The 11,431-nt window shown below is 68.5% G+C and carries 11 protein-coding genes; 7 read left to right on the top strand and 4 right to left on the bottom strand.

All coding sequences use genetic code 11. The features are described 5' to 3' along the window. Positions 1 to 4: 4 nt before the first annotated feature. Positions 5 to 1,051, top strand: coding sequence for a D-alanine--D-alanine ligase family protein (locus H9X80_RS04645; protein WP_204793178.1), 1,047 nt, complete (start codon positions 5 to 7; stop codon positions 1,049 to 1,051). A gap of 25 nt (positions 1,052 to 1,076) precedes the next feature. Next, on the top strand, positions 1,077 to 2,336 hold the full coding sequence (locus tag H9X80_RS04640) for a glycoside hydrolase family 3 protein (RefSeq protein WP_204793177.1): 1,260 nt from the start codon (positions 1,077 to 1,079) through the stop codon (positions 2,334 to 2,336). 248 nt (positions 2,337 to 2,584) lie between these two features. On the opposite strand, the gene H9X80_RS04635 is transcribed toward H9X80_RS04640, so the two are convergent. Further along, complete coding sequence (locus H9X80_RS04635; protein WP_204793176.1) at positions 2,585 to 3,322, bottom strand: LysR substrate-binding domain-containing protein; 738 nt, start codon at positions 3,320 to 3,322, stop codon at positions 2,585 to 2,587. Between the two features lie 91 nt (positions 3,323 to 3,413). Between H9X80_RS04635 and H9X80_RS09115 the strand changes: the two genes are divergently transcribed. The 5 genes from H9X80_RS09115 to H9X80_RS04620 all read left to right on the top strand — a co-directional run bounded on the left by H9X80_RS09115 (position 3,414) and on the right by H9X80_RS04620 (position 8,285). Continuing rightward, positions 3,414 to 4,472 (top strand): ABC transporter permease, encoded by a 1,059-nt coding sequence (locus H9X80_RS09115; RefSeq protein WP_239471634.1) that lies wholly within the window; start codon positions 3,414 to 3,416, stop codon positions 4,470 to 4,472. Further along, complete coding sequence (locus H9X80_RS09110; RefSeq protein WP_342590867.1) at positions 4,456 to 5,184, top strand: ABC transporter ATP-binding protein; 729 nt, start codon at positions 4,456 to 4,458, stop codon at positions 5,182 to 5,184. Before H9X80_RS09115 ends, H9X80_RS09110 begins: the two co-directional genes overlap by 17 nt. Positions 5,185 to 5,186: 2 nt before the next feature. Then, positions 5,187 to 6,131, top strand: coding sequence for an ABC transporter ATP-binding protein (locus H9X80_RS09105; protein WP_239471632.1), 945 nt, complete (start codon positions 5,187 to 5,189; stop codon positions 6,129 to 6,131). Continuing rightward, positions 6,043 to 7,104 (top strand): ABC transporter ATP-binding protein, encoded by a 1,062-nt coding sequence (locus H9X80_RS09100; protein ID WP_342590873.1) that lies wholly within the window; start codon positions 6,043 to 6,045, stop codon positions 7,102 to 7,104. Before H9X80_RS09105 ends, H9X80_RS09100 begins: the two co-directional genes overlap by 89 nt. Positions 7,105 to 7,709: 605 nt before the next feature. Next, positions 7,710 to 8,285: a sugar O-acetyltransferase gene (locus tag H9X80_RS04620; RefSeq protein ID WP_204793175.1), complete on the top strand. Its 576-nt coding sequence runs from the start codon at positions 7,710 to 7,712 to the stop codon at positions 8,283 to 8,285. A 408-nt stretch (positions 8,286 to 8,693) separates the two neighbouring features. On the opposite strand, the gene H9X80_RS04615 is transcribed toward H9X80_RS04620, so the two are convergent. The 3 genes from H9X80_RS04615 to H9X80_RS04605 all read right to left on the bottom strand — a co-directional run bounded on the left by H9X80_RS04615 (position 8,694) and on the right by H9X80_RS04605 (position 11,220). Next, positions 8,694 to 10,598: a heavy metal translocating P-type ATPase gene (locus tag H9X80_RS04615; protein ID WP_204793174.1), complete on the bottom strand. Its 1,905-nt coding sequence runs from the start codon at positions 10,596 to 10,598 to the stop codon at positions 8,694 to 8,696. Positions 10,599 to 10,675: 77 nt separating this feature from the next. Further along, positions 10,676 to 10,894, bottom strand: a complete 219-nt coding sequence (locus H9X80_RS04610) for a cation transporter (RefSeq protein ID WP_204793173.1) — start codon at positions 10,892 to 10,894, stop codon at positions 10,676 to 10,678. A gap of 41 nt (positions 10,895 to 10,935) precedes the next feature. After that, positions 10,936 to 11,220 carry an ArsR/SmtB family transcription factor gene (locus H9X80_RS04605; RefSeq protein WP_204793241.1) on the bottom strand — a complete coding sequence of 95 codons (285 nt, stop codon included), beginning with the start codon at positions 11,218 to 11,220 and terminating at the stop codon, positions 10,936 to 10,938. Positions 11,221 to 11,431: the final 211 nt, after the last annotated feature.

Here is an 11,431-nt window from a genome sequence, read left to right as displayed (position 1 = left end):
CGCCATGACGCGAGCTGCGCTCATCTTCGGTGGCATCTCCACCGAGCACGACATATCCTGCAAGTCCGCCGACAACGTGATCTCAGTGCTCGGCGATCGCCTTGAGCTGGTGCTCGTTGGCATTACGAAGGACGGTGCCTGGCATCTGGTGCCCCCCGGCACAAGCCCGCTCGCCGCGTGGGAGGACGACGCCTCGCTCCCGGGCGTGGCGCTCGTCCCCGGCGCGGGCCTCGTGGAGCTGCCCGCCGGCGGGGAGGCCCGTCCACTTGCCGTTGACGTGGCGCTGCCGATCCTGCACGGACAGGGCGGCGAGGACGGCACGATCCAGGGCGCGCTTGACGTGGCCGGCGTCCCGTACGTGGGCTGCGGCGTCATGGCGAGCTCGATCTGCGTGGACAAGGACTCCGCACACCGCCTGGCCGCCGCGGCCGGCGTGCGCTCCCCGCGCTGCGAGGTGCTCTGGCGCGGCGCGTCGCCCGAGGATCGCGCCGCCGCCGTCGCGTCGTGCGGCGGCTTCCCCGTCTTCGTGAAGCCCGCGCGCGGCGGCTCCTCGATCGGCGTCTCCCGCGCCGCCGACGAGGCCGCCTACGAGCGCGCCCTCGAGGCCGCCTTCGCGCTTGACGAGAAGGTCGCCGTGGAGGAGGCCATCACTGGCATCGAGGTGGGCTGCGCCGTGGTGGGCGACGCCGCGCACGGCATCTGGATGGGTGAGCCGGACGAGATCGTGGTCCCCGAGGACGGCTTCTTCGCCATTCACCTCGAGAAGGACCCCTCCGCCAACACCGAGCTCCGCTGCCCCTCCGAGCTGCCCGCAGACGTGCTTGCGCGCGTCCGCGAGGCGGGCGCGCGCGTCTACGAGGCGCTTGGGTGCGAGGGGCTCGCGCGCGTAGACCTCTTCGTCACGCCCGAGGGCGAGGTCGTCTTCAACGAGGTCAACACGATGCCGGGCCTCACCACCTACTCCCGCTTTCCCCAGATGATGCGCGTGGCCGGCCACGAGCTCGGCGACGTTCTCATGGGGATCGTGAAGGACCGCCTGGCCCGTGCGTAGCGCGGGGACGGCCGAAGGGAGCCGCATGTCGAAGAAGTCCGCCTGGACCCGTCGCGAGGTCCTTCTCGCCACCGGGGCGTCCTGCGTCTCTGCGGTGCTTGCCGGGTGCGCGCCCGACCGGGAGACGAGCCAGCCCGCCTCGGGCACGGAGACCCTGCGGGACCCCGACGCCGCGCCGGGCGCACCTGACTCCGGCGACGCGCCCCAGCAGGACGTTCCCGCGGCCGACCCGCTGGAGGCCGAGGTTACCGACAGGCTGGCGGCCATGACGCTCGAGCAGAAGGTCTGGCAGCTCTTCGTGGTGCGCCCCGAGGCCGTGACGGGCGTGAGCGTGCAGACCGCGGCCGGTGAGGCCACGCGCGCGGCGCTCGTCGAGCGCCCCGTCGGCGGCATCGTCTACTTTGCGGCCAACCTGCTGGACGCCGACCAGACGCGTCAGATGCTCTCCAACACGATGTCCTACGGCCGCGAGGTCACGGGCCTGCCGCTGCTGCTGGCCGTAGACGAGGAGGGCGGCACCGTGAGCCGCGTGGGCGGGAACCCCGGCTTTGGCGTGGACAACGTGGGCGACATGTGCGACGTGGGTGCCACCGGGGACGCGCAGCAGGCCTACGACGTGGCCGCCCACATCTCCGACTACCTGAGCTACCTAGGCTTCAACCTGGACTTTGCCCCGGACGCCGACATCGCCAACAATCCAAACGGAGAGATGGGCCTGCGCTCCTTCGGAGCCACGGCCGACGCGGTCTGCCCGATGGTGGCCGCCCAGGTCCGCGGCTTCACGGACGGCGGGATGCTCTGCTGCGCCAAGCACTTCCCGGGCATCGGCGGCGCCCTCGGCGACTCCCACGACGCCCGCATCTACAGCGAGAAGACCGTCGACGAGCTGCGCGCCGAGGAGCTGAGGCCCTTTGAGGCGGCCATCGCCGAGGACGTCCCGATGATCATGGTGGGCCACCTGAGCCTGCCCAACGTGACCGGCGACGACGACCCTGCCTCCGTCTCCTCCGAGGTGGTCACGGGGATCCTGCGCGAGGAGCTCGGCTACGAGGGCGTCGTCATCACGGACTCGATGGGCATGGGCGCGGCCACCTCCAGCTTGCCGGACGACCGCCTGGCCGTGGAGGCGCTGCTCGCCGGCGTGGACATCGTGCTCATGCCGGCCGACCTCGACGCCGCCTACCAGGGGGTGCTTGACGCCGTGACGTCAGGCGAGCTCTCTGGGGAGCGCGTCGACGCGTCCGTGGCGCGCGTGCTGCGCCTCAAGCTCGGTCGGCTGGGGTAGCGGCGTAGGGGGCGCTCGGGCGCGTCAGGTGCACCCGCGGGGCGATGTGTGGCGCGTCAGGTGCACCCGCGGGGCGAGGAGAGCTCATCAAGTGCACTCCGCGGAGCCTCGAAAACGCGTCAAGTGCACCGAAAAACGTGGTTTTGCGATTAAGTGCACCCGACTGTGGGTGCACCTGACGAGTGCACCTGGCAAGCGCGTCTGACAGGCGCACCCTCCCGTAAGCACACCCAACCGCTGGCGCGCCGTCACGGCTCGCGCGCGAGCTCCTCGCCGAGGGCCTCGATGAAGCGGTCGACGAGCGTCCGCTGCCGGCCACGGCGCACGCGGACCCCCAGCGCGATGGGCCTGGCGCCGCGCACGGGGACGAAGCTGAGGCCGTCCTGGTGCAGGGCGGGGATGTCGGGCATGAGGGTGAAGGCGATCCCCGCCCGGGCCAGCGCGAGCGCCACCTCCACGTTGGCACACATCATGACCTGCTGCTCGTTCATCCTGAGGCCGATGGAGCGCTGCGCCTGCGTGATGGCCGCCGGTGCGGCGTGCGGGTTTGCCACAGCAATGCGCCCGGCGGCCAGCAGCTCCTCGCCCTCCACCCCCGTCCCCGCGTGCCCGGCGAGCGGGTGGTCGCTGGAACAGACGCAGGCCACCCCCGCGTCGAGGAGCCGCCGGAAGGCGGTGGCGCCCGCGTGCTCGCCCTCGGGGTTCCGGTAGGCGAGCACCACGTCGACGCTGCCCCGCTCGAGCATGCCGTCGATGGCCGAGTAGGGCCCCAGCCGCAGCACCGGGTCGAGCGCGGGGTCGTCCTGGTGGAGCCTGCGCAGCGTGGACACGAGCAGCTGCGCCTCGAGGCCCGAGCTCACGCCGATGCGCAGGCGGTGCGCGTCGACCCCCTCGCCGTGGGCGACCTGCGTGCGTGCCCGCGCCTCGAGCTCGAGGATGTCGATCGCGTAGCCGAGAAACGCGTGGCCCTCGTCGGTGAGCTGCACCGCACGTGTGCTCCGGGCGAGCAGCGTGCAAACACCGTGTCGTTGGAAATGCTACCTCCGTTGGACAGTTCCAAGACACAGGGGGTAGCCTATGGGTTCACTTCTCGCCCTGCTGGGGCGCTATCGGAGGGACGTGGCCCTCTCCATCGTGGGGGCGGTCGGCGAGGTCGTGATGGAGGTGTTCCTGCCCTTCATCATGGCCTCCGTCATTGACCGCGGCGTCATGGGCGCCGACCTGGGGGCCATCCTGCGCTACGGCGCGCTCATGCTAGTCATGGCAGTGCTCTCGCTGGGGTTCGGCGTGCTCTCGTCGTACTTCTCGGCGTCAACCGCCTCGGGCTACGCGGCCGAGCTCCGCTCGAGCATCTTCGACAAGGTCCAGACGCTTGCGTTCTCCAACATCGACAAGTTCGGCACCGCCGGCCTCGTCACGCGCATGACCACCGACGTTACCAACGTGCTGACCGCCGTGCTCATGGTCATCCGCGTGGCGGTGCGCGCGCCCATCATGCTCGTCTCGAGCCTCGTCATGTGCATGACGATCAGCCTGGACCTCTCGCCGATCTTCGGCGTGGCCATCGTGTTCCTCGTCGTGGTGCTCGGCACCATCATGTTCTTCGCCACGCGCTTCTTCGACGAGGTCTTCTCCACCTACGACGACCTCAACGCGAGCGTGCAGGAGAACGTCGGCGCCATCCGCGTGGTCAAGGCGTTCGTGCGCGAGGCGTACGAGAACGAGAAGTTCCGCGCGGCGGCTGAGAAGCTCTACCGCCTCTTCGTGCGCGCCGAGGGCACCGTGGCCTTCAACAACCCCGCGATGATGCTCGCCGTGTACGGCTGCATCATGGGCATCTCGTGGTTCGGCGCGCAGCTCGTGGTAGGCGGCTCGCTCACCACCGGCGAGCTCACGAGCATGTTCAGCTACGTGATGCAGGTGCTCATGAGCCTCATGATGCTCTCGATGATCATCGTCATGATCACGATGAGCATGGCGAGCGCCCGGCGCATCTCCGAGGTGCTGAACGAGAAGAGCGACATCGAGAACCCGGCCGACGCCGTGACCTCCGTGCCCGACGGGCGCATCGACTTCGACCACGTGAGCTTCTCCTACGCCAAACGGAGACGGCGAGCCGGTGCTCAGAGACATTGACCTGCACGTCAGGAGCGGCGAGACGATCGGCGTGATCGGCGGGACGGGCTCGGGCAAGTCGAGCCTCGTGAACCTGGTGAGCCGCCTCTACGACGTGAGCTCGGGCGCCGTGCGCGTGGGCGGCGTGGACGTGCGGGACTACGACCTCGAGGCGCTGCGCGACGCGGTGGCCGTGGTGCTCCAGAAGAACGTGCTCTTCAGCGGCACCGTGGCGGAGAACCTGCACTGGGGCGCGCCGGACGCCACCGATGACGAGCTCTGGGAGGCGTGCCGGGCCGCCGCGGCCGACGAGTTCCTCGGCCGCATGCCGGACGGGCTCGAGACCCGCGTGGAGCGCGGCGGCGTGAACTTCTCGGGCGGGCAGAAGCAGCGCCTGTGCATCGCCCGCGCCCTGCTCAAGCGCCCGAAGGTGCTCATCCTCGACGACTCGACCTCGGCCGTGGACACTGCCACCGACGCGCGCATCCGGCAGGCGCTCCGCGACCACCTGCCCGGCACCACCAAGATCATCATCGCCCAGCGCGTCTCGAGCGTGGAGGACGCCGACCGCATCGTGGTGCTCGACGGCGGGCGGATCGACGGCGTGGGCACGCACGAGGTTCTTCTCGCCGAGAACGACATCTACCGCAGCGTGTACGAGTCACAGGCGGAGGGCACCGGCGACTTCGACGTCACCGCGGACGCGTCCGCCGCAACCGGAAAGGAGGCCTAGGGATGGCATCGCAGACGAGCACCCACGCCGCTCGTGCGGGCGCGGCCCCTCGCGGGACGGCGTTCTCGTTCTCCGCGCTCAGGCGCGCGGTCGGCTTCATGCTCAGGCACTACGCCGCGGCCTTTGCTGCGGTGGTGGCCTGCATCATCGTGGCGGCGCTCGCCACCGCGCAGTCGCTGCTCTTCACGCAGGACCTCATCGACGTCTACATCGAGCCCATGATCGCGACGGGATCCACCGACTTCTCCGGGCTCGCGAGCTACCTCGTGCGGCTCGGGGGCGTGCTCATTGTGGGCGTGGTGGCCGCCTTCGCCTACAACCGCATCATGGTCACGATCAGCCAGGGCACGATGCGGCGCCTCCGCGACGAGCTCTTCGAGCACATGGAGAGCCTACCCATCCGCTACTTCGACACGCACCCGCACGGCGACATCATGAGCGTCTACACCAACGACGTGGACACCCTGCGCCAGCTCTACGCGCAGACCCTCCCGCAGCTCGTGAACTCCTGCGTGACGCTCGTGGTCACCTTTGCGGCCATGGTGGCGCTGTCGGTGCCGCTCACCGTGCTCTCACTTGTGCTCGTGGCGCTCATGGTCTTCTCGACGCTTGCCATCTCGCGGGCGTCGGCGCCGTACTTTGCCGGCCAGCAGCGATCGCTCGGCGAGGTCGAGGGGCTCGTGGAGGAGCTCATGGACGGCCAGAAGGTCATCAAGGTCTTCTGTCACGAGGGATCAGAGCAAGCGCGACATGCGCCGCGTCAACGAGCAGCTGCACGACGCTACCAACCGCGCCATGGGCATCTCCAACCTCGTCATGCCCGTGAACGCCAACATCGGCAACATCTCCTACGTGGTGATGGCGGCGGTGGGCGGCGCCATGGCCATCGGGGGCGTGGGCGGACTTACGCTGGGCGCGCTCGTGAGCTTTGTGAGTCTCAACCGTAACTTCACGCAGCCCATCACGCAGATCTCGCAGCAGATGAGCTTCGTGACGCAGGCCGCCGCCGGCGCCGCGCGCGTCTTCGCCCTCATGGACGAGGAGCCGGAGGAGGACCGCGGCTACGTGGAGCTCGTGAACGCGCGCGAGCTGCCGGACGGGAGCGTGGAGCCCTGCGAGGAGCGCACCGGCGTGTGGGCGTGGAAGCACCCGCATCGCTCCGACGGTACCGTGACCTACGTGCGCCAGCGCGGAGCGCTTGAGATGGACGACGTGGACTTTGGCTACGAGCCGGGCAAGCTCGTGCTCCACAACATCACGCTCGAGGCGCGCCCGGGGCAGAAGATCGCCTTCGTGGGGTCCACCGGAGCGGGCAAGACCACGATCACGAACCTCATCAACCGCTTCTACGACGTGGACGACGGCAAGATCCGCTACGACGGCATCAACATCACCAAGATCCGCAAGGGCGACCTGCGCCGGAGCCTCGGCATGGTGCTGCAGGACACGCACCTCTTTACCGGCACGGTTATGGACAACATCCGCTACGGCAGGCTCGACGCCACCGACGAGGAGTGCGTGGCCGCCGCGCGGCGCGTGAACGCCGACGGCTTCATCCGGCACCTGCCCCAGGGCTACCAGACACTCATCACTGGTGACGGCGCGGGACTCTCCCAGGGGCAGTGCCAGCTTCTGGCCATCGCGCGCGCGGCCGTGGCCGACCCGCCGGCGCTCATCCTGGACGAGGCGACGAGCTCGATCGACACGCGCACCGAGGAGGTCGTGCAGGCGGGCATGGACGCGCTCATGGAGGGACGCACCACGTTCGTGATTGCGCACCGGCTGAGCACGGTGAAGAATGCCGACCTCATCTGCGTGATGGAGCAGGGCCGCATCATCGAGCGCGGCAGCCACGACGAGCTCATGGCCGCGCGTGGACGCTACTGGCAGCTCTACACCGGCGGCAAGGTGGGGGAGTAGCGAGACGGGCCACCCCGCCGGGACGCGGCTGTCCCGGCGGGGCCCGTGCTTTGAGGAGTGGGGGTGCTGCGGCGCCCGTTCTTCTCGGCGCTTTGAGAAGCGGGGTTGGTGCGCTCTGCGGGTTCGGGGGTGCTTTGAAAACGGGACTGGTGCGCCTCCGGCGCCTTGCGATGCTTACGAACGCGTGACCGTTGCACGCAATGCGAGAAGTTCGGGCGTAACGACGCGCATTTCAAAGCGAGATGGGGCCCGCGGGGCGCGTTAGCTTCCAATCCGTAAGCGCAGCCGGGCCCGCGGGGCGCGACAGCCTGCAATCCGTAAGCGCAATCGGACCCGTAGGCCGCGACAGCCTGCAATCCGTAAGCGCAATCGGACCCGCGGGGCGCGACAGCCTGCAATCCGTAAGCGCAATCGGACCCGTAGGCCGCGACAGCCCTCAATCCCTAAGCGCAGCACCGTCCAAAGGCCGCGGCACCCCACATCAGCTGGCAAGCGGGGCGAGAAGAACCGTCTCCCGCAAGCGCCGGCCGAGCGAATGTGTGAACATCGGGTGCGGAGGGCGTCGGCGCAGAAGGGCGCGGGCCCAAAGAACCCGGGGAGGACCCATGACCGAGAAGGAAAAGCGCGATGCCGGCCTCTGGTACGACGCCAACTTTGACGCCGACCTGCTCGCCGAGCGCGCCCGCGCCGACGAGGCCTGTCACCAGCTCAACCAGCTGCCGCCGAGCGCGGCGGCCGAGCGCGAGGCCATCCTGCGCGACCTTTTGGGCTCGCTCGGCGAGGGCGTCACGATCCTCGAGCCCTTCTACGTGGACTACGGCTACAACGTGCGCATCGGCGACGGAAGCTTCCTCAACCACGGGGCCTACCTCATGGACGGCGCGCCGATCACCATCGGCAGCCACGTGTTCATCGGGCCCAACTTCGGCGCGTACGTGGCGCAGCACCCGCTCGTGGCCGAGGAGCGCAACCGCGGCCTCGAGATCGCGCTGCCGATCACGATCGGCGACGACGTGTGGATCGGCGGGGACGTCAAGGTGATGCCTGGCGTGACCATCGGCTCGGGCTCGGTGATCGGCGCGGGCAGCCTCATCACGCGCGACGTCCCGTCCGGCGTGGTGGCCATGGGCAGTCCCTGCCGCGTGGTGCGCCCGATCACCGACGCGGACCGCGTCTGCTGACGAGAGCCGAGCCCCACCCCACCTTGCCGCCCATTTCCTGGCGAGAAGTACCTGGTGCCTGAATTCGGGGGTTTGTGCGTGCGCCGGACGTGCGCCGGATTGCCGGGGTGTGTGCGTGAGCGCCGCCAGAATCGGCTCCCCTGTGCGCCGTAGAGCGCACAACCCCCTCGATTTTGGCACCGCTTTCGCACAAACCCCGGCAATCCGGCGCAGCCGGGTACTCGCGGGTGCACCCGAGCGCGACTGGCGCGGGGCGATACGGGCTGGCGAGGCCGGGCGCTCACGGGCGCGACTGGCGCGGGATCCTGCATAGAGAGGCCCGCGTGGCGAGAAGAACGTTCTTCTCGCCGCGCGGGCTTTTTCGGTGCTTCTTTTCGACGCGCTCAGCGGTCGCGCTCTTCTCGTCGGCTACTTCTCCACATGCATCGCGCGCATGGCGTTCAGGATCGCGATCATGGCCACGCCCACGTCGCCGAAGACGGCAAGCCACATGTTGGCCACGCCCACGGCCGCGAGCACGAGGATGAGGATCTTCACGCCCAGGGCAAAGACGATGTTCTGCCAGACGATGCGCATGGTCTTGCGGGCGACGCGCATCGCACGGGCGATCTTGGAGGGGTGGTCGTCCATGAGGACCACGTCGGCGGCCTCGATGGCGGCGTCGGAGCCCATCGCGCCCATCGCGATGCCCACGTCGGCGCGCATGAGCACGGGCGCGTCGTTGATGCCGTCGCCCACGAAGGCGAGCCTGTGGCCGTCGGCTTCGTCCGCGAGCAGGCGCTCCACCTCGGAGACCTTGTCCTCGGGGAGCAGCTGCGCGTGCACTTCGTCGAGGCCCAGTTGCGCGCCCACGGCCTCGGCCACGTCGCGGCGGTCGCCGGTGAGCATGACGCACTTGCGCACGCCGGCCGCGTGCAGGTCGGCGATGGTCTGCGCCGCGTCGTCCTTCACCACGTCGGCGATCACGATATGGCCGGCGTACTTCCCGTCGACGGTGACGTGCAGGATCGTGCCGGTGAGGTCGCACTCGTGCCAGTCGGCGCCGTGCTCGGCCATGAGCTTGTCGTTGCCGACCATGACCACGTGCTCGTCGACGTGCGCGGACACGCCGTGGCCGGACTCCTCGCGCACGTCGGTGATGCGCGTCTGGTCGATCTTGCCGGAGTAGGCCGCGCGCACCGAGACGGCGATCGGGTGGTCGGAGAAGGCCTCGGCGTAGGCGGCGTTGGAGAGCACGTAGTCGGGGTCCACGCCGGCCTCGGGGTGGACGGCCACCACGTTGAAGGTGCCGGAGGTGAGGGTGCCGGTCTTGTCAAAGACCACGGTGTCCACCTTGGAGAGCAGCTCCAGGTAGTTGGAGCCCTTCACGAGCACGCCGATCTTGGACGCGCCGCCGATGCCGCCGAAGAAGCTGAGCGGCACCGAGATCACGAGCGCACACGGGCAGGACACCACGAGGAAGGTGAGGCCGCGCATGACCCAGTCGGTCCAGGGGCCCATGCCCAGAAGCGGCGGGATCACGGCCAGCGCGAGCGCGGCGAAGACCACGACGGGCGTGTAGACGTGCGCGAAGCGCGTGATGAAGTTCTCGGTCTTGGCCTTCTTCTCGCTGGCGTTCTCCACGAGCTCGAGGATGCGGGAGACCGTGGACTCGCCGAAGGGCTTGGTGGTCCGGACGTGGAGCATGCCGGTCATGTTGATGCAGCCGGAGATGACGTCGGCGCCCACCTCGACGTGGCGCGGGACGGACTCGCCGGTGAGCGCGGCGGTGTCGAGCTGGCTTGCGCCCTCGGTGACCACGCCGTCAATGGGGATGCGCTCGCCGGGCTTCACCACGATCACGTCGCCCACGGCCACCTCGTCGGGGTCGACCTGCTCGAGCTCGCCGTTGCGCTCGACGTTGGCGTAGTCGGGCGCGATGTCCATCATCGCCGAGATGGACTTGCGGCTCTTGCCCACCGCGTAGCTCTGGAAGAGCTCGCCGACCTGGTAGAACAGCATGACCGCGCAGCCCTCGGCAGCCTGGGACTCGGTGTCAGGGAACAGGATCGTCGCAAAGGCGCCGATCGTGGCCACGGTCATGAGGAAGGCCTCGTCAAAGGCCTCCCCGCGACGGATGTTGTGCGCCGCCTTGACCAGGACGTCATGTCCTGAGATCAGAAACGGAATCAGGTAGAGGACAAAGGCCACGTAGGTGGCGGCCCCTCCAAACGCCTGGGCGAGAAGCCCCGTCTTGTCCACGACCATGATGGCGGCGAAGATGACGATTGCCGCGATGATGCGGTTGCGCCAGCGCCTCTGCTTCTTGTTCATGCTGCCTCTCCAAATGAACCTATGAACACACGTGCATATGTTGCCAACGAGAAAGGCCGCGCGCGGCGGCCGGGATGCTAGCGGACGATCTCGCAGTCGGGCTCGAGGTCGGCGGCGAGGGCGACCACGCGGTTGAGGACGTCGTCGAAGCGGTCGTCCGGCGCAGTGAGCGTGAGCTTCTGCGTGAGGAAGTTGACGCTGGCCTTCTCGACGCCCTCGACCTTGGCGATGGCGTCCTGGAGCTTCTGTGCGCAGGTGGCGCAGTCGATCTCGTCGAGCTTGAATGACTTACGCATGGTGCTTTCCTTTCGCCTTCCGGGGCGCCGCCCCGCCTCCGTTACTCGCAGATGTGACTCATGCCCTGGTTGAGCATCGTGTAGACGTGGTCGTCGGCCAGGGAGTAGAGGACGTTGCGACCGTCGCGCTGGAAGCGCACGAGCCGCGCCGACTTGAGCGTGCGCAGCTGGTGGCTGACGGCGCTCTGGGTGGTGCCCGTCTCCTCGGCGATGTCGGCCACGCAGAGCTCGCGGCCCATGAGCGCAAAGAGGATCTTGATGCGCGTGGTGTCGCTGAAGACTTTGAAGAGGTCGGCGAGGTCGTAGAGCAGCTCCTCGTCCGGCATCTCCGACGGGGTCTCGCCGACGGCGATCTCCTCTGCCACGTGTCCTCCCTTCTCTGTGCTGTCCTTCTGTGCTCTTGGTTGTTCTGAACATCTGAACAATTGCTCATATGTTCTGGACAACAACGATTATATGAGCGTGCGCTCAGATGTCAACGAGAATTCGGGAAATTTCGGCGCTGGGCGTTGGGTGGGGGGTCGGTGGGCGTTGGGT

Source organism: Olsenella profusa, from assembly GCF_016900315.1.
GTDB lineage: Bacteria > Actinomycetota > Coriobacteriia > Coriobacteriales > Atopobiaceae > Thermophilibacter > Thermophilibacter profusus_A.
Note: the sequence above shows the minus strand (reverse complement) of the source record. Positions and strands in the feature narration are given on the sequence as shown.